General features: G+C 39.8%; 18 protein-coding genes. 12 read left to right on the top strand and 6 right to left on the bottom strand.

Annotation, left to right across the window (positions count from 1 at the left end):
• Positions 1 to 54: 54 nt before the first annotated feature.
• The 3 genes from L8106_RS33295 (at position 55) to L8106_RS31130 (ending at position 1905) form a co-directional block, all read left to right on the top strand.
• A complete protein-coding gene (locus L8106_RS33295) occupies positions 55 to 357 on the top strand; it encodes a VOC family protein (protein WP_009787862.1) in 303 nt (100 codons plus the stop codon).
• Positions 358 to 363: 6 nt separating this feature from the next.
• Complete coding sequence (locus L8106_RS33290) at positions 364 to 594, top strand: glyoxalase/bleomycin resistance protein/dioxygenase (RefSeq protein ID WP_009787861.1); 231 nt, start codon at positions 364 to 366, stop codon at positions 592 to 594.
• A 312-nt stretch (positions 595 to 906) separates the two neighbouring features.
• Complete coding sequence (locus L8106_RS31130) at positions 907 to 1905, top strand: DUF3747 domain-containing protein (RefSeq protein WP_009787859.1); 999 nt, start codon at positions 907 to 909, stop codon at positions 1903 to 1905.
• Between the two features lie 68 nt (positions 1906 to 1973).
• Here the strand turns inward: L8106_RS31130 and L8106_RS30115 are convergent, their stop codons facing one another.
• From L8106_RS30115 to L8106_RS30110, 5 genes are all read right to left on the bottom strand, one after another.
• The gene (locus L8106_RS30115; RefSeq protein WP_009787858.1) at positions 1974 to 3590 is read right to left on the bottom strand and encodes a hypothetical protein; all 1617 of its coding nucleotides are present in this window, start codon (positions 3588 to 3590) and stop codon (positions 1974 to 1976) included.
• Between the two features lie 74 nt (positions 3591 to 3664).
• Positions 3665 to 4741: a hypothetical protein gene (locus L8106_RS27605; protein WP_009787857.1), complete on the bottom strand. Its 1077-nt coding sequence runs from the start codon at positions 4739 to 4741 to the stop codon at positions 3665 to 3667.
• 256 nt (positions 4742 to 4997) lie between these two features.
• Positions 4998 to 6005 (bottom strand): diguanylate cyclase domain-containing protein, encoded by a 1008-nt coding sequence (locus tag L8106_RS27600; RefSeq protein ID WP_009787856.1) that lies wholly within the window; start codon positions 6003 to 6005, stop codon positions 4998 to 5000.
• A gap of 49 nt (positions 6006 to 6054) precedes the next feature.
• On the bottom strand, positions 6055 to 7362 hold the full coding sequence (locus L8106_RS27595) for a hybrid sensor histidine kinase/response regulator (RefSeq protein WP_009787855.1): 1308 nt from the start codon (positions 7360 to 7362) through the stop codon (positions 6055 to 6057).
• Between the two features lie 411 nt (positions 7363 to 7773).
• Positions 7774 to 11895 (bottom strand): PAS domain S-box protein, encoded by a 4122-nt coding sequence (locus L8106_RS30110; protein ID WP_009787854.1) that lies wholly within the window; start codon positions 11893 to 11895, stop codon positions 7774 to 7776.
• A 242-nt stretch (positions 11896 to 12137) separates the two neighbouring features.
• Between L8106_RS30110 and ribBA the strand changes: the two genes are divergently transcribed.
• On the top strand, positions 12138 to 13883 hold the full coding sequence (gene ribBA, locus L8106_RS27585) for a bifunctional 3,4-dihydroxy-2-butanone-4-phosphate synthase/GTP cyclohydrolase II (protein WP_009787853.1): 1746 nt from the start codon (positions 12138 to 12140) through the stop codon (positions 13881 to 13883).
• Here the strand turns inward: ribBA and L8106_RS30105 are convergent.
• Positions 13873 to 17673, bottom strand: a complete 3801-nt coding sequence (locus tag L8106_RS30105; protein ID WP_009787852.1) for a PAS domain S-box protein — start codon at positions 17671 to 17673, stop codon at positions 13873 to 13875. The two genes, ribBA and L8106_RS30105, sit on opposite strands and share 11 nt — an antisense overlap.
• Positions 17674 to 17938: 265 nt before the next feature.
• Here L8106_RS30105 and L8106_RS27575 point away from each other — a divergent pair, with 265 nt between their 5' ends.
• The 8 genes from L8106_RS27575 to L8106_RS34680 form a co-directional block, all read left to right on the top strand.
• On the top strand, positions 17939 to 19318 hold the full coding sequence (locus L8106_RS27575; RefSeq protein ID WP_009787851.1) for a pentapeptide repeat-containing protein: 1380 nt from the start codon (positions 17939 to 17941) through the stop codon (positions 19316 to 19318).
• Between the two features lie 128 nt (positions 19319 to 19446).
• Complete coding sequence (locus L8106_RS34015; RefSeq protein WP_009787850.1) at positions 19447 to 19932, top strand: hypothetical protein; 486 nt, start codon at positions 19447 to 19449, stop codon at positions 19930 to 19932.
• Positions 19933 to 19944: 12 nt separating this feature from the next.
• Positions 19945 to 21222 (top strand): N-6 DNA methylase, encoded by a 1278-nt coding sequence (locus tag L8106_RS27570; RefSeq protein ID WP_009787849.1) that lies wholly within the window; start codon positions 19945 to 19947, stop codon positions 21220 to 21222.
• Positions 21222 to 21446: a type II toxin-antitoxin system HicB family antitoxin gene (locus L8106_RS27565; protein WP_009787848.1), complete on the top strand. Its 225-nt coding sequence runs from the start codon at positions 21222 to 21224 to the stop codon at positions 21444 to 21446. Before L8106_RS27570 ends, L8106_RS27565 begins: the two co-directional genes overlap by 1 nt.
• An 11-nt stretch (positions 21447 to 21457) precedes the next feature.
• Positions 21458 to 21670 (top strand): type II toxin-antitoxin system HicA family toxin, encoded by a 213-nt coding sequence (locus L8106_RS27560; protein WP_009787847.1) that lies wholly within the window; start codon positions 21458 to 21460, stop codon positions 21668 to 21670.
• A gap of 90 nt (positions 21671 to 21760) precedes the next feature.
• Complete coding sequence (locus L8106_RS27555; RefSeq protein ID WP_009787846.1) at positions 21761 to 22018, top strand: type II toxin-antitoxin system ParD family antitoxin; 258 nt, start codon at positions 21761 to 21763, stop codon at positions 22016 to 22018.
• Positions 22019 to 22020: 2 nt separating this feature from the next.
• On the top strand, positions 22021 to 22323 hold the full coding sequence (locus L8106_RS27550) for a type II toxin-antitoxin system RelE/ParE family toxin (protein WP_009787845.1): 303 nt from the start codon (positions 22021 to 22023) through the stop codon (positions 22321 to 22323).
• Between the two features lie 127 nt (positions 22324 to 22450).
• Positions 22451 to 22568, top strand: a 118-nt coding sequence (locus L8106_RS34680) for a DUF6883 domain-containing protein (RefSeq protein ID WP_009787844.1), incomplete at its 3' end; no start/stop codon positions are given.

Raw genomic sequence — 22568 nt, 5'->3', positions numbered from 1 at the left:
TACACAACACTGTTTGAAGATTAATTTTGACTCCAATTGAATTGGGGCTTGCTGATGAATCAGTTTAAATTGCAAGGGATCAATCATTTAGCTTTAGTTTGTCGGGATATGGCTCGAACGGTCGATTTCTACACCAATACTTTAGGATTGAAGTTGATCAAAACCATTGCTTTACCCGATGGCGGACAACACTTTTTTTTCGATGTGGGCAATGGGGATGCTTTAGCATTTTTCTGGTTTTCAAATGCTCCAGCATCGGCTCCTGGCGGGGCATCTGTTGAGCCAAAACGGTTAAAAACAGGCGATATAGTCACGGCTCATGGTTCTATGAATCATGTCGCTTTTAATGTACCTTGAGAACATTTGCAAGAGGATCACCAAAAATTCGGTGATTTGGGAATTCCAACCACTCCGATTTTGCATCATGCAGATGTTCCGTCTGGTTTTGTCGAACAAAGAAATGAAACAACATTTATATCCTCATTTGATTTCTTTGATCCTGATGGAATTTTACTAGAATTTGCTGCAAATACACGGGAATTAGGCGATCCTCAACGGGATCTACAATATCAACCCGCAACAGCTACTCACTGAATGACTGCAAAAAATCTTGGAGGTTCCGGAACATTTGCCCCAACTTTAAAGACTTGTTTAATGAAGCTGACCGCACAGTTGTTACAAATTTGACTGTTTTTTGGTCATTCGGATTCTATTTATAGTTAAAAATCAAAAACCTTCTGATACTATTGAGATGAATCCGAAAAAGCAAGTTATTCAGCGATTGAGTCACATCCACAAAATTATCTGATCTGAGGATCGTTGATCAAGGTTATTAATTTCTACTCTATTACTACCGGGTTAATAGCGTAGGTCTTTTGAACACATTTATTGAGGTTTTCTTGAGCTATGAAACGTGTATTTAAACGAACTTTGGCTGCCCTCGCAATGACAGTTTTATCGACTGTAAATGTTGCTTCTGAAGCCATTGCAGTTCAATTTGGTCAAAGAGAAGTCCAACAAGAACGATTTGTTGCGATGGCTATTCCTCGTGCTTATGGATATTCATTAGTGATTGTTGAACAGGTTTCTAATTCGACACCGTGTTGGAGTGAAAGCGGCAGTAATCCGATTCAAGTTGATCCGTTATTACTCAACTTTGATTTTACCGGAATTTGTGGACGAGCAACCGACAGTAATGGCTATTCTGTGCGGATGGGAGGCGAAGATTTAGCCCTATCTCATAGTCTGAGTGTTCGAGGTGTAGATAATGACATTTTATTGGTCGCAACTTCTCGGGAAAATCCCTACGCTGAACCGATTGTAATTGGTCGAAGCTATGGTGTTTCTAATGGCTTTGTCAAAATTATTTTAGAACCCGGTTGGCGGTTTACAAAACGTACCTATCAAGATAAAACTTTAGGTCATACTTACTTTACCCATGACTATTCTGCAAGTGCTTATTCACAAAGCATTAATCCGACTAAAACTGAAAATAACACTGAAAGCAGCACCGATAACCCCACCGAAAACACTACTTCCAACCGAATTTATAACCGAACGAAGAATACCACTGACAACACCACCGAAAATACCACTGAAAACAGCATTGATAACAACCGTTTTAACCGAACTTACAACCGCACTGACAACACCGAGAATAGCACTTCTAACCGCCGTTCTAACCGAGTTTATAACCCCACTGACAACACTGACACCACCGAGAAAACAACTTCTAATCGCCGTTCTAGCCGTCACTCAAACCGCACTGAAAAAACCACTGACAACACGGCTGAAAACACCGCTAACAACACCAGCGAGAAGACCACTTCTAACCGCCGTTTAAACCGTAGTTATAACCAGAATTCCAACCGATTTTTCAACCGATCTTATGACAGAGATATGTAAGGTTTAAAAGTTATTGAGAGTGTAAAGACGTGTTATCGTAGCACGTCTCTACTTTTTTTAAATATTCCCTAACCCAGTGTAATCGTTTGATTACTAAAGTTATCGTCTAAGATACTTACAGGTCTTAACGTGATGTCTGCACCTCCATCTAAAACAGCTATAGTATCTCCGTCAATCGCAACAATTAAATCATCTCCAGAAGGAAAAATACTGTAAGTTTCATTCCCGAAAGTCACAATCTCAATTTGATCTCCTTCGGCTTGATTAAATCCTTGAATAAAGGCTTCTCCCTCTCCGAGATATGATTGCTGTGCAACAGTATATCCGCCATTATAACTTAATAGAATATCACCAAAAACAAAAGTATCTGCTCCAGAACTCCCAATCAAGGTATCAAATTCATCACGACCATCGCTCATGTATTTTACGCCTTCACGTGTATAGTATATAGCACCAATATTAGTTCTAGTCTCAACTCCAGTAATTCGATGAGAACCGATGCCAAAAGCGGCAACAATATCATTCCCAGGTGTACCGATAAAAGTCGCTGAACGACTCGCATCAAATTGACCGACTTGTTCATAATGATCTAAGCCTGAACGATAGTTTCCGGCTTCAACTAAGGCTTTAACATCAGGATTTTTTAACAGATAGTAATCCTCAAAAAAGTTACGTTCTGCTACCTTTTTATTACCATAAATTATATTCAAGTCCTCAATATCAGTAATACCTTCAACAGTTGCTAGAATACCGCCCTTATTACTCAAAATATTAACTCGACTGATTTGATCAGTATCAAATCGATAATAATCTGGGCTAACATGACCCAATTTTATGAAATCATTGTTCGGGTCGTAATTTTTAATAACAGCTTTACCTCCATAGGTAGAGTGAGTATAATAAAAGTCGTTTGGAGAGACATCTCTTGGAAAGATTATGCCAGAAAAAAGAGAATTATCTACACCAATTACAAATGTATCCGAAGCAGAACTTCCGATCAAAGTATCCTGGATAAAATATGCAGAATATTTGAAGTAGGTACGCTCATTATTATCCAGTCTTACAGGTAGTCCAATTAATTCAACTTCACCTGTGCCAAAACTTTCTAGAATATCAATACTAGAAGTTCCGATAAAAGTTGCTTTTCGTCCTTCTTCAAATTGTCCAAATTGTTCATAATGATCCCGTCCAGTTCTCAAAACTCCTGACTCGATAGCGGGTATAATATTAGGATATTGTTTAAGGTATTCAGCCTCAAAAAAGGAATTGCTGTAGCGTCCTTCTTCTGCACCAAATTTGAGAAAATGTTCTAAGGCGTTGTGAAATAAACCATTACTCTCAGAGGTATCAACCCTGATAAAAGGCAATATATCTCGATTAGTTTGTCGATAAAAAAAATCATGGTAATCAGAGGAAATATCAGCACGTCCTTCTTCGTAACCAATTTCAATAAAATGGGCAAGTCCAGAGGGGAATATGCCGCTATTAACCGCCTCTGCAACATCCGGATTTTTTTCTAAATAATAGGCTTCGTCGTAGTAGCGAGAAACGCCTGTTAACCCCAGTTGTAAACCAAAACGTTGAAAGTGGTCTAAACCAGATTGAATAATGCCTTGTTCGATAGCGGGTTGCAAATACGGATATTTTTTGAGATAATAGTCTTCATCAAAGATATCAAAATTCATCGGAGTTATTCGTTAGTCATATACTGTTAATAACTCCGACTTTCTCTGTTCGGTAAAGTTCCATAGATCAATAGTTATACAAAAGTAAAACCTTGATAAGAAAATACCGGACTCTCAAATACATTTGTTGCCGTTAAGGTCAGATCCGCACCGCCTTCAAGAATAGCGATTGTATCTCCTTCAACTGCAAGAACTAAGTCATCTCCAGAGGGTAAAATACTATAGGTTTCAGTGGGATTAATCACTATCGTAATTTGATCTCCGTCGGCTTGATTAAATCCTTGAATTAAAGCTTCTCCCTCTCCTTTGTAGAAGGTTTGAACCCCCCGAAAAAAGCCACGTCTACTAATCAGTGTATCACCAAAAACAAAGATATCTTTCCCCTCACTCCCAATGAGAGTATCAAATTCATCACTTCCACCACTATAGGCTACAACAGGCCAACTATTAGATGCAATTGCTCGATTTACCCATTGACTATATTCTTCTGCTGAAATTTCTCCGTCATTGTTTGAGTCAATATTTCCTGAACCGATTGAAGGATAATCAACACTAACCCCATAGATTGTTTTTTCTCCTTCTCCGTAAGTTGCAATAACATCACTACTCGGAGTTCCTGTAAACATTGTGGAACGTCCTTCAAATTGTCCGTATTCCCGATAATGAGTTTGACCTGTGGGAAGTACCCCATTATTGATTGCGTCAACGATATCAGGATTTCTTTGCAAGTATTCGGGATTAGTAAAACTTGTCGCCTGTAAACCTTGTTGACGACCAACTTTTATAAAATGAGAAAACCCGCTTTTATAAGTCCCTGTTTCTATCTGTGAAATGAGATAAGAATTGTTATTGAGATAGAATGTTTCATCATAGTCTGAGGTAGTATTATTGCGTCCTTCTTCGTATCCAAACACAATAAAATGAGACAGTCCAGAAGGGAACCTTCTATCATTAAAAGCCTCTGCAACATCAGGATTGTTCTCTAAATAATAGGCTTCGTCGTAGTAGCGAGAAACGCCTGTTAACCCCAGTTGTAAACCAAAACGTTGAAAATGGTCTAAACCGGATTGAATAATGCCTTGTTCTATCGCAGGTTGCAGATAGGGGTATTGTTGGAGGTAATACTGTTCATCAAAGATATCAAAGTTCATAGCCGTAATCTAGCAAAAATGAGTTTTGATGTAGCAGTTCAAATTCTATGAGAAACTGTAGGATAAACGTTTTAACACCCGATCAGGACTGGAAAAACAGATCACCTTTATTAAGATGACGAAGAAGCCTATCACTCCATTTTTCCAGAGAATCTACTTGAAATCGCTGAGGAACACCCACAAAGAACAAGCTACAATACCTCATCCATGTGAAAACTGCTATACCTCCAATGATAACCGATGATTGAAGTTTCTACTACTGATGAATCACGGTGCGATTATAGCCTTGTTTGATGGCTTCATGGAGTCCTCGATCTGCGGTTTCAATCAATGTTTTGGGCTGTGATTTACTGCTCGGAATCCCGCTGCTCACCCCCAAACTCACAGTCACATAAGGACTAACTTGAGCCGCTGCATGATGAAGTTTTAACTGAGCAACTTCTATCCGAATTTGTTCTGCTACTCTAAACGCCTCAGCGACTGTTGTACGCGGTAAAATCAAGCCAAATTTAGCATCACTATAACGAGCCACTAAATTTTTAGCAGGTTTAATGGGGCGAGAAATTGCCCAAGCTACAGTTCGTAAACACTCATCTGCGGTGGGATCACCATTTGTTTCTATATAAGCGTTGAATTCATCAATTTCACATAAAATCAGAGAAATTGCTTCTTTTTGTAAGGCTAATTGTTGCCACTGTTCCTGAAAATATTCATCAAAACAACGACGATTTGCCACATGAGTTACAGTATCAATACTAGCAAGACGTTGAAGTTTTTGGTTGGCTTCTTTCAGGGCTAACTCTGTCTCTCTATGGGCGCGAACTTCTTCCTCTAGCCGAGCTTTTTGCTGCATTAATAGTTTTCGTTGATGTTGAATTGTGATATGAGTTTTAACGCGGGATAAAACTTCTTGAAACTGAAACGGTTTCGTGACATAATCGACTGCTCCCATTTCAAACGCAATCACCTTGTCTTTTTCATGATCAAGAGCGCTGAGAAAAATCACCGGAATTTCGCGAGTTTCTGGTTTTTCTTTGAGAGCATGACAAACCTCATAACCACTCATATCAGGCATTCTGACATCGAGTAAAATCAAGTCTGGCGGTTCAGCTTGAGCCGATCTTAATGCCATTTGTCCATTAATCGCTTTACGAACTTCATACCCATGTTCTAACAACATACTCGACAAAAATCGTAAATTATTCGGGGTATCATCAACAATAAGAATACTAATTTTACGAGGTTCAGTTTGATTTTTGCTCATAGTTTGTCAACATCAATCTCTGGAAGTGGGCTAAGTAGAACAGGAGTGATTAAAAGTTTGATGTAGACGGGGGGAGTTCAGTGGGTAGCCAGAGGGTAAAGGTTGATCCTTGACCAAAAACACTTTCAACGCTAATATCTCCTCCCATGAGTTGAGATAGGCTTTTCGCGATCGCTAAACCCAGTCCCACACCGCCATACTTACGAGTTGTTGATCCATCCACCTGAAAAAACGGTTCAAAAATCTGGGATACATACTCCGCTTTAATCCCAATTCCCGTATCGTTGCACTTTACTAATATCACATCCTCCAAACAATCAGTCGAATTAACTTGATTATATACAGAACTTTTGGATTGTAATTGTGATCTATTGTGGCGTTCGAGACTTACAGTAATCGTACCATTGTGAGTAAACTTACAAGAATTACTGAGCAATTGCAACACACATTGACGCATCCAGATTCGATCAGCACATACGGAACCCGGATCATTGACAAAGTGAACTGTTAAAGTATTATTATTTTTATCCGCTAAAGGTTGATTTTGGGCGATCACTTCGTCAATTAATGCTTTGACCTCAAATTCATAGACATTAAATCGGTGTTTTCCGGCTTCAATTTGGCACATTTCAAGAATATTACTAAAAATTTCTAGCAAGTCTTGTCCGGCGTGGCTAATTTGTTGTAAATCGGGGATAAACTCATTGAGATCTTGGTCTTGAGCCTCCATTTCGAGCAACTGACTGTAACCAATAATTGCATTGAGAGGAGTTCGCAGTTCGTGGCTCATCATCGCCAGAAATTGACTTTTAGCCTGACTAGCTTTTTCGGCGACATCTCGAGCTTGAATCAATTCTCGCAGGGAATCTTCGAGTTGAACCTGAGTTTGTTGTAACTCATTGAGGGTATGTGTCAATTCCGTCGTTCGTTCCTGTACCCGCAGTTCGAGATCTTTGGTGAGTCGCCGTAGAGTCAGATGAGTTTTCACCCGCACGAGAACTTCTTCGACTTGGAAAGGCTTGGTAATATAGTCCACTCCACCGACTTGAAAAGCCAACACTTTATTAAAAACATCATCCAAAGCACTTAAGAAAATTACTGGAATATCCCGAGTGGCTTCTATTGCTTTCAGTTGAGAACAAACCTGATAGCCATCCAAATCGGGCATTTTAATATCGAGCAACACCAAGTCCGGCGGGTCAGCTTGCACCGAGCGGATCGCCATTTTACCGTTAACAGCCTTGCGAATTTCATACCCTTGCTCTTGCAAGATTGAAGATAAAACGCGCAGGTTGTTCGGGGTATCATCAACAATCAGGATATCAGCTTTGTATTCCCGAACGGAATTGTGAGTCATCGGATTTGGAATTGGAAATTGTGGTTTGAATTGACTCCCTCAGTCAATCTCGGCTAAAAATAGGGATAGATCTCTCAATAACGTACACTCATCTATAGCAATTCACAACTCGAAAAATGAGCATCAGATCAACTCAGCTTTGATGCAGATAGTCCAGGGGAGTGTACCGGGGATAGGCAAGCATATTCAACCGATGGCAGATTGGGTGATCTAATTCTAGGTTAACTCAGGGTTCTCCTCCGTTGAAAGGGTCGTGGTGGGATCGTTGGCTGACCTTTCCAGAATAATTGTGTAGCCAAGTGGTTCACCCCCAAAATCATGACTCTAATGCCCCTATTTTTGGCTCGGGGTCGCACAAATTTCATTAATCTCAACTTTGTTGTTATTCTACTCTACGACCCGCTCTTTTTTTTAGGATTTTTCTGAATCGCTTTCGGGAGTCATTAACTCTACAATCTGGTCAAATTCAAAGTTTTCGACCATCTGGGTTAAGGTGTTGGCGACAGAAGCATGAGGTTCTGGAATCTGTTTAATTAAATCTAACATTTGTCGATCGCGACCCACTAAAGCCGCTTGTTGCATTTGTTGGTGCCATTGGGCTGACATCATTTGCAAGTGAGTTGGCTGAATTTTATCTAGGGTTTCCTCTGTATTCAAAGACATATTCAAATTCATCGATTGAAGTTTTTGTTGATAAATATACCGTACTCCTAAATAGTGAGCCAACTTTTCAAAAATAATTTCTTCTCGAAAAGGTTTCCCGACAAAATCATCACATCCAGCCTCTAAAACGGCTCCTCGATCTTGTTCAAATGCACTGGCTGTTAAGGCAACAATCACCACTTGATCTCCCTCCGAAGAAGCACGAATTTGTTGGGTGGCTTCATATCCATCTAAAATCGGCATTCGCATATCCATCCAGATAAAATCAGGTTTCCAACTGTTCCAGAGGTTTAGAGCTTCTTGACCGTTTTCAGCTTCTTTGACTTGAAAACCCACTGAGATTAAAAGCTGTAATAAAAGTTGACGATTTTGCCATTGATCATCGACCACTAAAATCCGATATTCGGGTTGATTGGGTTCTAATCCAATTGCGGTTTGAGTGTTTTTTTGAGTAACAATATCAACGAATTTTGTGGGAATGACTCGAAGATTGAATTCAAAACTGGTTCCTGTTCCTAACTCACTTTTTGCCCGAATATCTCCACCCATCATTTGGACGAACTTACGACTAATAGGTAATCCTAAACCTGTTCCCTGTTGAGATTTTCGTCCGGTGGTTGTTTGGACAAAAGCATCAAAAATAGTTGAAATTTCCTCAGAAGAAATTCCGGTTCCGGTATCGGTGACTTCAAAGACAAGATTAACTGTTTCTGGTGATTTCTCTAGGGGATAACTTTGTTGTTTAACCTTTAAAGAAACCCCACCTTTATCAGTGTATTTAATGGCATTTCCCAGTAAATTAATTAAAACTTGACGGAGTTTTCCTTCATCAGTTTTAATAAATTGAGGAACATTTTCATCCCGTTCAAACAGTAGAGATAAACCTTTAGTCTCGACCTTTAAATGCAACATCTTTTCTAAAGTATCGAGTAAATGATGAAGATCGAAGCTATTCTCATTTAATATCATCCGACCAGCTTCAATTTTTGAGAGGTCTAAAATACTGTTAATCAAGGTGAGTAAATGTTCACCACTACTATTAATAATATTCAGACTATTTTGCTGTTCAGACGTGAGAGAGGGATCACGGTTCATCAGTTGAGAAAAGCCAAGAATCGCATTTAAAGGTGTTCGTAATTCATGGCTCATATTTGCTAGAAATTCGCTTTTTGCCCGGTTAGCCGCTTCAGCCGCATCCTTAGCTTGTTCTAATACCATTTCCGCTTGTTTACGTTTAGTAATATCTTTTAAAATAGCAGTAAAAATCCAACCATCACGCATTTTCAACTTAGAAATCGAAGCTTCTGCTGGAAATTCTTCGCCCGTTTTTCGTCGTCCACAAACCTCTCGCGAACGTTCACCCATTTTCCGAGATTGACACTCTAAATGAGAGAAATCACTCACATATTGATGATGAACGTTTCGGGCATTCATCGGCAGCAAATTTTCTAAAGATTGACCAATGGCTTCAGCCGGAGAATAGCCAAAAATCTTCTCAGCCCCGTGATTAAACAGTAAAATATTTTGATTTTCATCTACAGAAATAATCGCATCTTCTGCATTTTCTAAAATTCCCTGTAATCGTTCTTGGCTTTCTTTGAGTCCTTGTTCGGCGATATCTCGTTCTAAACCAATCGGAATAATCTCACCCACTCGTTGAATTAACTTAATTTCTTCCGGTGTCCACTCTTTAACAGAACGAACCATACTACACCCTACTGAACCGACAATTTCTCCGGCGCTAATCATCGGAATCGCTAAAACAGATTGAGTTCCTTCATATTTCCAATTTCGTTTTTCATTATGCGCTGCTTCAGGTAAATCTTCAATATTAGAAATGTGGAGAATATTATTATTTTGAAGTTGTTGATAACTCCAACTCAGGGGGTGAACAGACATCTCCTGAACTTTATGAATCACAGAAGACACATTTTTATTGCACCACTCATGGGTCATTTGAATAAACTCTCGATCTTGATCTGCGTATTGAATAACATAACAGCGATCGCTATTGGTTAGCTTCCCAATTTCTGCGAGAGCAAAATTAATCGCCGTCGTCACATCTTGGTCAACAAACTGCTGAAATATTCGACTAATTGAATGATCAATCAGAGCGCGATTTTGTAACGTCAGTTCATTTTGTTTGCGTTCTGTGATATCGTGTAATATACTCAATACACAAGTTTGTCCATTCAAATCAATCAGTTCTGCTGAGTATAATCCAATCCGAATTTTACCCGATTTGGTGCGAAAATCACATTCAAAGCTGCGAACAATACCTTGTTTATCCAGCAAGTCAAAAACGCGATCGCGATCTTCTGAATTTGCCCAAATATTTAATTCTAATGAATTTTTATTGTCAACTTCAGTTGATTTATATTCAAAAAAACTCAGCGCACTTTCATTAAACTCCAGAATATGACCATCACTTAACCGAGTCAGAATGCTCGGGTTAGGATTACTATGAAAGGCTTTAGAAAATTTATTTTCAGACAGTCGCAACGCTCGTTCAATCTGCTTACGTTCCCAAATTTCTTCTCGCAATAATTGGTTAACATCTTTAAGTTGACTCGTGCGTTCTTCAACCCGAATTTCTAACTCCACAAAAGCCGTTTTCAACTGACGCGCCATCTGATTAAACGACTCAGCTAAAACCTCTAATTCACTCACCCGAGCCGCATGAACCGTTTGATCAAGCTGTCCAAAAGCGATCGCCTGACTCGCCCGCGCCAGTTGTAAAATTTGTCTAGCAATCCAACGAGAAGTCAATAAACCCAACCCAATCGCTAAAGCTAAAGCCCCCAAACAAAGTATAATTGTTGTGCGACGGTTGGCATTAATTTGCCCCATAAAATCAGCTTCAGGAACGACCACCACAATTAGCCAATCCAGCCCATAACCATCAGAATAGGGCGAAACTTCTAAAAAATGTGATTTTCCGTTAACTTTAAAATCCAATTGTTGGACTTGCTTAATCTCAGGAAGTGACCCGACCGATTCTATTAAATGCTTAATCGTGGCTTGAGTCAATGGATTTTGACTTTTTACCCCTCGAATTCTAAACTCTTGATCGTTATTCGGATTAATCTGATAAAGCGGTTCATTCGTAGAACTCGCCACCAATTGGCCCGAACGTTCTAATATAAAAATCTCCCCCGACGGCGTTAACTTCAGGCGACGCAGAAAATCACTTAACACCGTTAACACTAAATCAACCGCCATCACCCCCTGGAGATTACCACTACGATCATAGAACGGTTGAGCGGCCGTTATGCCAAATTCTCCGCGATTAAAGAGGTAAATCGGACTCCAGGTGGCTTGTCCGCCTTGTACTGCTGCACTATACCAAGGTCGAGTCCGAGGATCAAAGTCATCGAGCGGTTTGAGGGGAGAAATCTTTTCCAGTAAGGGATCGCGCTGCTTTAACAACCGTTGATAGTAAGCCGGAGTTGCAAAACTGGCGAGTGTTGGTTCTGGTGTGCGATAAACACCGAGATAGTCTCCGTCTGCGGTCCCGAGATAAATTTCTTGGACAGACTCAAAGCGCTGCATTTCCAACAAAAAACGGTTCTCAATCACCGACAAATTTTTTAAACCCAGTTGTCCAACCCGCACAGCATCGGTATTAATCTGAGTAATCAGTAGCGGTTCTTCGAGATAATTATCGAGTCGTTCGTTAACGTGATTACCGAGTTCATCCATCAACTGACTCGCCAAATCCTGTACTGCTTTCTGACCATTGCGGTAAGCGAGATACCCTGTTAACCCGACAACGATCACAATCTGAATCGCAAAAGGTACGATTAAGATCAATTGCAAGGGCATTCTAAATTTGGGAGCGAATAGACGACGCAAGGGATTAACAGGCATGGCTCACAGATGACGGGACAGATACAAGGATAAATGTTCGCTCGATGGGAATGACTCGGATGTACTGTAGATTGTAGATGGAGATACTGAATATAATTGATACATTTTTATCTTAAGCCATCAGAGAACCAAATCTAGACTTGTCGCCGATGCCTCTGTTGAGGATGCCTTGATGGAGTTAAACCGTTACAATCAAAAGAAACTAAACTCAATTAGACAGCCGTAAAGGTGTGAACGACTCTGTGTCCTCTCCAAACAATCCAACTCAACCGTTTAAATTCGACTCAATCGCAGACGCCCTTGCTGATCTCAAAGCTGGACGTTGTATTGTCGTGGTTGATGATGAACATCGGGAAAACGAAGGTGATCTGATTGGTGCGGCTCAATTTGCCACTCCTGATATGATTAACTTCATGGCGGTTCATGCCCGAGGATTAATTTGTCTGGCTCTCACAGGCGATCGCCTCGATGAACTGGATTTGCCCTTGATGGTCGCCAACAACACCGACAGCAACCAAACCGCCTTTACCGTCAGTATTGATGCGTCTCCGGCGATGGGAGTCAGTACCGGAATTTCTGCTGACGATCGCGCCCGCACAATCCAAGTCGCAATTAATCCCACAACGGGTTCTCAGGATTTACGACGACCCGGCCATATTTTCCCCTTGAGAGCGCGAGAAGGGGGTGTTTTGAAACGCGCAGGTCATACGGAAGCCGCAATTGATTTGGCTCGTTTAGCGGGGTTATATCCCAGTGGAGTGATTTGTGAAATTCAAAACCCAGATGGTTCGATGTCTCGTTTACCGGAGTTAATTGAATACGCTCAAGTTCACAATCTCAAACTGATTAGTATTGCCGATCTGATTAGTTATCGCCTCACCCATGATCGCTTTATTCATCGCGAATCTGTTGCTAAATTGCCGACTCAGTTTGGTGATTTTTTGATTTATGCCTATCGGAATACGCTTGATCAATCAGAACACGTTGCGATTGTCAAAGGTGATCCGGTAGAGTTTCACAATCAGCCTGTGATGGTGCGGGTGCATTCGGAATGTCTAACTGGAGATGCGTTTGGATCGTTGCGTTGTGATTGTCGGATGCAGTTACAATCGGCGTTGAAAATGATCGAACAAGCCGGGGCGGGTGTGGTGGTTTATCTGCGACAGGAAGGCCGAGGAATTGGATTGATCAATAAGTTAAAAGCCTATTCTTTGCAAGATTTGGGATTGGATACGGTAGAAGCCAATGAACGTTTAGGATTTCCGGCTGATTTGCGAAATTATGGCATGGGGGCGCAGATTCTTAATGATATTGGCGTGAAAAAAATTCGTTTAATTACCAATAATCCCCGTAAAATTGCTGGGTTAAAAGGCTATAGGATTGAAATTGTGGATCGGGTACCGTTGTTGATCGAAGCGACAGATCATAATTCGGTTTATCTCGCAACAAAAGCAAAAAAAATGGGTCATTTATTGATTCAAACTTATTTGGTAACGGTGGCGATTCAATGGAATGAAAAAGATCTAGAATTGGTGGAGGAAGAATTAACTCCAGATACGCCTGCGACTCCTGCGCTGTTGGAATCTGCGGCTCGACTCCATGAACGTTCTGATCGCTTAGAAAAACTCACTCATTTAGCCAGAAGTCACGATTTACTCTTGCAAGAAGAACAGCGCCCTGTAGCGACGGCTTTGTTTCATCGAACTTCTTTGACGTTTCATTTAGGCTTAGATCAACCGGATTCCGCAAGTTTGGATTGGTATCAACAAGCGGATCATCCTTATATAGAAGCGATCGCGAAAATTCTTGATCAAATTATTACTTCGCCTGAACTCAAAAAGTTAGAATTTTTAGTGTCTCCGGGTGTTGATCCGTTAGCGAATTTAAAGGTACAACTTCAGCGACAAACGTTTCCTCTGACTCAATTTCCGTCCTCGGTTTGCGATCAGCTTGAACCCCAAACGATTTACAGTTTTTCTAAATCCTAACGGACGGTATACGGATGATAAATTTTGTTCCCTGTTTGGGTTGAGAAATACACTCAATAGAACCGCCATGTTTTTCGGTGATAATCTGATAGCAAATGGATAAACCCATTCCTGTTCCTTTCCCGACGGGTTTGGTGGTGAAAAAGGGATCAAAGATCCGTTGTTGAATCTCTGTGGGAATGCCTAAACCGTTATTGGCGATCGCAATGATCACTTGATGATCGGATGTGAGTCCAGTCCGAATTTTAATTTGAGGATTCTCGAATGTTTGTCCGCTTTCTCTAATTTTTTTTACGGAGTCTTCAAGGGCGTCAATGGCGTTGCTGAGGATATTAATAAAGACTTGATTGAGTTGTCCGGCGTAGCATTCTATTCGAGGTAAATTACCGTATTCTTTAATGATTTCAATGGCGGGATAGTTTGAGTTGTTGTACAGACGACTTTCTACAATCATCAAGGTACTCTCGATCCCTTGGTGCAGATCAATGGTTTTTAATTCGGCTTCATCGAGACGGGAAAAGGTACGCAGTGACTCGACAATTTTTTTAATCCGTTCTGCGCCATTTTGCATAGAATAGATCAGTTTGGGTAAGTCTTCGATCATAAATTCTAAGTCTACTTTGGCGATTTCAGTTTCAATTTCTGAAGGCGGATTGGGGTAGTGAGTTTGATAGAGTTCAATCAGTTTTAATAGATCGTTAGCATAATCGTGAGCATGAGTGAGGTTTCCATAAATAAAGCTTGCTGGATTATTAATTTCGTGAGCAACACCCGCAACCAATTGACCTAATGACGACATTTTTTCATTTTGAATCATCTGCGCCTGAGTACGGCGAAGTTCTTGCATCGCTTGTTCAAGTTCTTGAGCTTTTGTTCGTGTTTGTTCGTAGAGTTCGGCTTGTTTGATCGCAATGGCTAATTGTTCGACAACAGCTTGTAGTAAGTTGACTTCTTCATCTGTCCAATTGCGAACTTTGTTCTGGTGCATACTACAGGTGAGTAAGCCAATTTGACCTGATGATCTTTGCAGTGGAATACTCACCATTGATTTGGTTTTAGTGGCTTTCAAAGCTTGTCTAAAGGCTCGATTCACTTCGAGATCCGCATCTACAATTTTGATCACTTCTGCGTTTAAGGCGCGTTCGGTAACAGGAGTAATCACAGCAGCAGAAAAAATTTGTCCTTTAAAGTCGGGTAAATCTTCATTATGAGAGTCTTGGATCACTTCCCAGTAAGGCTGTTCGACATGGGGATAATATACGGAAAACCCACAGCGATCAACTGTTAAACATTCTTTGACACTGGCTAAAGTTGTCTGTAAAATTGTTTCAAAATCTAGAGATTTTCGGATTTGTGTTGTTAGTTGATTGAGAATTTTTTCGCGTCTGGCTTGTTCTCGAAGGTATTGTTCGGTTTGTTTGCGATCTGTAATTTCAATCGCAATTCCCACGGTGCCAATTGCCTGATTTTTATCTCCGAGAATGGGAGTTTTATAAATTTCTAACCAGCTTGTTTGACCTTGAGCATCAATAATTCTTTGCTCAATACGTTGAGGTTGTTTGGAAACAAGAACTTGTCGATCATCTCTAATGACTTTCCGCGCAAATTCTGCGTTTAACAGTTCAGAATCAGTTTTACCAATCATGTTTTCTGGAGTTAAACCACATCTCCGACTCAAAGGTTCATTCACAGCAATAAATTGACCATTCTTATTTTTTAGCCAAGCCATGTGGGGAATATTATTGAGCAAATACTTAATCTGATTTTGTTGAGATCTCAGTTTTTCTTCGTTGCGTTTACGTTCGGTAATATTTTCGCTAGTCCCAATAATTTTATAGACTTTACCTTGAGCATTTTGTAAAGGCGCAAGAGTAATAAACCACCAGCTTAAATCATGCTCATTTGAGAACTGTTCCTCAAAGGAAATACTCTCACCTGAATGCACAACTTCCAAATAGCGAGGAATGAAAACTTCAGCCATCTCTGGCGATAAGACTTGCTTGAGTGTTTTACCCACGAAGCTTTCTAGAGATTGATTAGATGCTTTAATGGTGGCGGGATTGAAGCTCACAAATCGAAAATCTTCACCCTCATTAATCACATCAAGAACAAAGATACCATAATTAATATTATCCCAAATACTTTGTAGAAAAGCTTTTTGATTTTTGAGTTCTTGTTCAGTCTGTTTAAAATCAGTGATGTCTGTAGAAATTCCACAGAGAGCATAGGGTTGATTATTTTCATTTAACAAGGGAAACTTTACCGCAACAAAATAACGTTCCTCTCCCTGGGAAATAACGGTTTCTTCGAGATGAATAGATTGACCTTTAAGAATCACTTGTACATCATTTTCTGAAATCGATTCAGCAATTGTAGGCGGCATAACTTCTAAATCGGTTTTGCCAATCCAGTCCGCTTGTTTGATCTGAAAAATGTCTTCAACTGCACGGTTAAGTAGAATATAACGACCTTCTAAATCTTTAACATAAATAGCAACAGGTGTATTATCTAAAATAGCTTGGAGTTGTGCCTGAGAACGTTGTAATTCAACTTGAATACGCTTTTGTTCGGTAACATCAATTGCCATTGATACGACTCCCACTAATTCCCCTTCGGCAGTCACCAGTGGAGTGTTGTACCATTGACAGGTAATGAAACCACCGTCTTTAGTCTGATTTTGGTTAATACTATAACTCCCATTTTTTTGGGTGAGTAGATCGGCAACAACATCACTCACTTGGGCTTGCTCAAATTCAGGAATCAAAAATTTGAGATTTTTTCCAAACGCTTCTGAAGCAGTGTAGCCAAAAATGCGTTCTGACGCCGGATTCCAAGCCGTGACTTGAAATTCAGTATTCCATTCAATCACAGCTAGAGGGGTTTGCTGAACCAACAAAGAAAGTCGTTGATCCCAGGCTCGTAATTGTTCTTCCATCGCTTTGCGATCGCTAATATCTCGAAATGACCAAATCCGACCGTAATAGTCTCCTGATGGCGAGTAAAGCGGCGCACAATAGCGTTCAAAGATACGTCCATCTTTTAACTGAATTTCGTCCTCGACAATGAGTTTGGGATGTTGGTAAACAGACTCAACTTTATCGATAAACTCTTTCGGCGAAGCCAATTGATCCAAAACATATCTTAATAACTCTGGGTCTTTACCCCGTTTGATCAGAGTTTGGGGAATCTGCCAAAGTTGACAAAATTTTTGGTTATGGGAGATGACTTGGCGATTTTGATCAATGATCAAAAATCCCTCTAAAGAGGCTTCTTGTTGAGCTTGTAAAATGGCATTGCTGCGGCTTAATTGTTCGAGGAGATGCGCTTGCTGTTGTTCGGCTTGTTTCCGTTCGCTGATGTCGCGACAAACACAGATCAAAACTTGGTCTTCGGTATAAGTTAAAGAAACATCTTGGACAAATGTACTGCCATCTTTGCGTTTCGCGATCGCTTCTCCGTGCCAATGCCCAACAGACTCTACAATAGGGATGGCTTGTTTTTGCAAACGGTTGGCTTCTTCAGGTTCGTAGAGAATTTGCCAAGGTTGACCGATCAACTCCTGCATATCGTTATAGCCAAACATCTGCAAATGCTGAGAGTTCAGATAAAGATATCGACCGTTCTCCAGCAAAGCAATTGCATCAATAGCCGCTTCCATCGCCGCATCTTTTAACCGCAGAAGTGCTTCGGGAGTTCGGGTATTGAGGGGATTCATTTGATCGGGTGTAGAGACTTGAGCATCATCAGATAGGGGCTTCTTAACAGGGTGGTCTGAGTTCGACGGATTCATAGGTGAGGATATGGGAGTGACCAGTTGATGAGAAAACAAACATTGAAAAGCATCTTTTGTATAGTATGCCTTAAATTAATAGATTTGCGATCTTCATGCGAAATGTGGGGTTCAATCAAGAGATATGATTGTTATTTTCAAATCTAAATTGATATAATTTTGAACTCAAAACTCTTAATACTTTTCTTGGATAATCGTGTTTTTTTTGATCTTTGTTTTCTCTGGAAATAGAGATGTTAATGAGTTTAATTTTACTCTCAGATGAATGAATGTTGGTGACTTTCTACCCCGGCTTGGTTTACAACAAAAAGAACTCCAAGGTGCTAACTTAATCGGAGCGCAACTTCGGGGGGCTAATTTTCGAGGATTAAATCTTAGAGGTGCTAATCTCAGTGAGGCTTTGTTAGTTTATGCTGATTTAATTGAAGCTGATTTAACAGAAGTTAATCTCAGTAAAGCTCTCTTATGTGAAGCTTCTATCAATCTCGCCAATTTGACGAGGGCTAATCTCTCTGGTGCAAACTTACGAGAAGCTACTTTAATTGGGGTTGAACTCACAGGCGCAAATCTAACTCAGGCGAATCTCAAAAAAGTTAATCTTGTCGGTGCTAACTTAGATCAAGCCAATTTAACAGGTGCTAATCTCAGTGATGCTGATTTGAGAGGCGCTCAATTATTTACAGCTATTCTTAAAGGTGCTGTTTATAGTAATCGCACGTTATTTCCTTCAGAAATTGATCCCATTCTTGCAGGCGCTTATTTATTAGCTCCTGATGTCTTTTTACAAGAAGCTAACCTCTCAGGAGTTGACTTGAGTGGAGCAGATCTCAAAGGAGCAAATCTTCGCGGTGTTAATCTCTGTAAAGCCAATTTATTTGGGGTTAATCTCAGTCGAGCAAATCTAGCGGGTGCGAATTTAAGCGGGGCTGATCTTCGAGAAGCACTTTTAAATGAATCAATTCTTGAAAAAGCTATTTATGATCCTAATACTCGCCTGTCACCTGAGATAGATTTGCGTCAAGGTGGAGCTTATTTAATTGCGGCAAATGTTTCACTTCCTGGAGTCAATCTCAGCGATGTTGATTTGAGTGAAAGTAATCTATCTGGTGTCAATTTTTGTGGTGCAAACTTAAAAAGAGTTAATTTAAAAAACACTGATTTAACTCATGCTAACCTGAAACGGGCTTCTCTAGATCAAGCCAATTTAGAAGGGATTGACTTGCGAAAAGCCAATTTAACCGGAGCGAGTTTATTAGAAGTAAATCTCCAGAATTCAGACTTGAGACAAGCTGATTTTACTCGTGCAAATTTGGATGATTCTAATTTGAGTAATGCCGATTTACGCAGCGCAGATTTTACCCAAGCCAGTTTACAAGGCGTTGATTTTACAGATACAGATTTGCGGGGAATTGATTTTACTCGCGCTAATTTGACTCAGGCGAATTTAGAAAATGTGAATCTTAGTCAAGCGGAATTGACCAAAGTTAATTTAGAAGGTGCGAACTTATGTGGTGCAGATTTGAGTCATGCAGTCTTATTTCAAGTGAACTTAAAAGGTGCTAATCTTAAAGGGGTTAATTTTAAACAAGCTGTTTTTAAAGATACAGATTTACAGGGAATTAACTTAGATGAGGTAGATTTATAGAAACCGTCAGAATTAACTATATCTATCAAAAATACTTGTTTGTTGAGCATCAGACTAAAATCAAAAATACTGATCATTGATCGGATAATTCGGGTAAGATTAGTATTAAGTTAAGCATTAGGTTGTATATGCCGAATCTCAGCCTCAAACCCACCCATAAACCGATTAAAACCTACTACGCAGCTTTAGAACAGTATGCAAAGTTGGGAGTGAACCACGAAGGGGCGGTACAAACGGCATTTCAGCAGTTACTTGAGTCCTGTGGTCAGCAGTTAAAATGGACTTTAATTCCCCAATATGCGATTAAGCGACCCAAGAAACAACCCATTCGGATAGATGGGGCTTTAGTTGATGATTATAACTTGGCTCGGGCTTATTGGGAAGCAAAAGATAGTCAGGACGATTTAAAGAAAGAAATTAAGAAAAAATTTGCAGTTGGCTATCCCAAAGATAATATCATTTTTCAGCAACCTAATCGCGCAATTCTTTACCAAGATGGCAAACTGGTGATGGATGAAGACATCACTAAACCCCAGATGTTGGTGGATGTGGTGCGTCAGTTTTTTGAATATCGTCCTCCGGCGATTGAACAATGGGAAAAAGCGGTTGATTAGTTTGGATTTCGGGTGAAAGAAAACGCCACAGCACTATTAGATTTAATTCGAGAACAGAGTCAGAAAAATAAAAAGTTTATTGATGCGTTTGCAGATTTTTTACTACTTTGTCGCCAGTCAATCAACCCCAATCTTTCCGAACAAGCGATTGAGGAAATGTTGATTCAGCATTTATTAACCGAACGGATTTTTAGAAGTGTATTTAATAATCCTGATTTTGCAAAACGGAATATTATCGCTGTAGAAATTGAAAAGGTTATTAATGCTTTAACGTCTAAATCTTTTAGTCGCAGTCATTTTTTAAGCACGTTGGATCGGTTTTATGGGGCGATAGAGGAAACCGCAGCAACGATAGATGATTATTCCAAAAAACAGGATTTTCTCAATACAATTTATGAGAAATTTTTTCAAGGCTTTTCGGTGAAAGTCGCCGATACTCACGGGATTGTTTATACACCCCAACCAATAGTTAATTTTATGGTAAAAAGTGTTGAGGATATTTTACAGAGGGAGTTTGGGAAATCGTTGGTTGATAAAGGGGTTCATATTCTCGATCCGTTTGTGGGAACGGGTAATTTTTTGATTCGGGTAATGCGGGAAATTGTAGAGATTCAAAAATCGGCTTTACCTTATAAATATGAACAGGAGTTACATTGTAATGAGGTGATGTTGTTACCTTATTATATTGCTGCGATGAATATTGAGCATGAGTATTTTGAACAGACTGGGGAATATAAATCTTTTGAGGGGATTTGTTTGGTTGATACTTTTGAAGATCAGGCGGTTCAACAATTGGATTTATTTAGCCCGGAGAACATGAAGCGGGTTCAAAAACAAAGAAATTCTAATCTGTTTGTGATTCTGGGAAATCCGCCCTATAATGTCGGTCAGTTGAACGAGAATGATAATAATAAAAACCGCAAGTATACCAACAAAGATAAAACGGGAATTGATGATATTGTTTCTGCAACTTACGCCAAAGCATCAAAAGCAACGAATAAAAATGCGCTGTCTGATCCTTATGTTAAAGCGATTCGTTGGGCGAGTGATAGAATAAGTGATGAAGGAATTATCGCCTTTGTGACGAATAACAGTTTTATTGATCAAATAGCCTTTGATGGGATGAGACAGCAGCTAGAAAAGGAGTTCGATCAAATCTATGTCTTTGACTTGGGAGGAAATGTTCGTAAAAATCCCAAGCTGTCAGGAACAACTCATAATGTTTTTGGGATTCAGGTGGGTGTAAGTGTTAATATATTTGTGAAGAAAAAGAATGAGGAGGTTATCTGATGCAAAGCTCAATATCTACTCACTTTACGATTGAAACAGAACAAGAATTAGATGGTCGTTGGATCGCAGAAATTTTAGAAATACCGGGAGTTTTAGTCTACGGTTCAACTCAACAAGAAGCGATCGCAAATGTACAAGCTTTGGCGTTGCGAGTAATTGCTGACAAACTCGAACACGGAGAAATTAGTTTGGGTTTGACAAGTTTAACCTTTGTTGCTGTTTAGAAAATGGTAATATGAGTCAGTGGTCATCGACAAAAGCTAGAAAAGTGTTAGCCGCACTAGAAAGAATTGGATGGCGGATTAAACGACAAACCGGATCGCATAAAATCCTAGAGCGAGAAGGTTGGGATGATTATGTATTTGCTTTTGGGGATAGTGATGAAATTGGTTCAAGAATGCTTGTTCGTATTGCTAAGAAAACAGGATTAGAACCAGAAGATTTATAAAAAAGCGGTAAAATTTATAATATGTTGAGATGACTGATGATTCTAGCATGACGGATTCTCACCAATAAACTCAAGCACCAGGAGATAAAAATGCAAATTGCTTTAAAGCCAGAACAAGAAAAATTTATTCTTGAAAAATTACAGCAAGGTAAGTATCAAAGTGTTGATGAGTTGTTAGCAGTAGCATTTAAACTTTTGGAAGAACATGATTATAAAGAAAGACAACTGCTTGAACTAAGAGAAAAGATTGCTCAGGGAACACAGCAAATTCGTGACGGAAAGGTTGTCGAGGGTGAAGCGGTGTTTCAACAGTTACAAGAAAAGCTAGACCGGATGGAAAAAGGCTAAACATGGGTAGTTATGTTTTCTCGGAACTAGCAGTTCAAGACCTGAATGAAATTTGTGATTTTATTGGTCAAACCAATACAACAGCAGCCAGCAAGTTGTTTGATTCTATTCGGAAAAAATGCAAATTAGTTGCTGATTTTCCCAACATGGGTAAAGATTATACTTGGATTGCTGCCGATTTGCGTGGCTTCATTGTTGATGACTACATCGTGTTTTATTATCCGCGTGAAGATGGAATTGATATTGTCCGTGTAGCTTATGGGCGTAGGGATTTGAAGGCTTTGTTTGAGGAATTATGGGGATGAACCATGAAAAAAGCTAAAATTTATTATGCTAGAATGGATGAGTTTTGGCGGAAAGAAAAAATGTTTTTGGGATTCAGGTGGGTGTGAGTGTTAATATATTTGTCAGAAAGCGTGGGGAGTCAATATAATGAGGTTAAGAGATGTCGCAAAGCAGCTATTGATCGATCCGCGAAAATGTACAGAGTATGCTCTAAATCCTAATAGTCCAATTGGAAAAGATAAATCTGTAATGTTCCGTCAATATT

It is taken from the genome of Lyngbya sp. PCC 8106 (assembly GCF_000169095.1).
In the GTDB taxonomy this organism is placed as follows: domain Bacteria; phylum Cyanobacteriota; class Cyanobacteriia; order Cyanobacteriales; family Microcoleaceae; genus Capilliphycus.
Note: the sequence above shows the minus strand (reverse complement) of the source record. Positions and strands in the feature narration are given on the sequence as shown.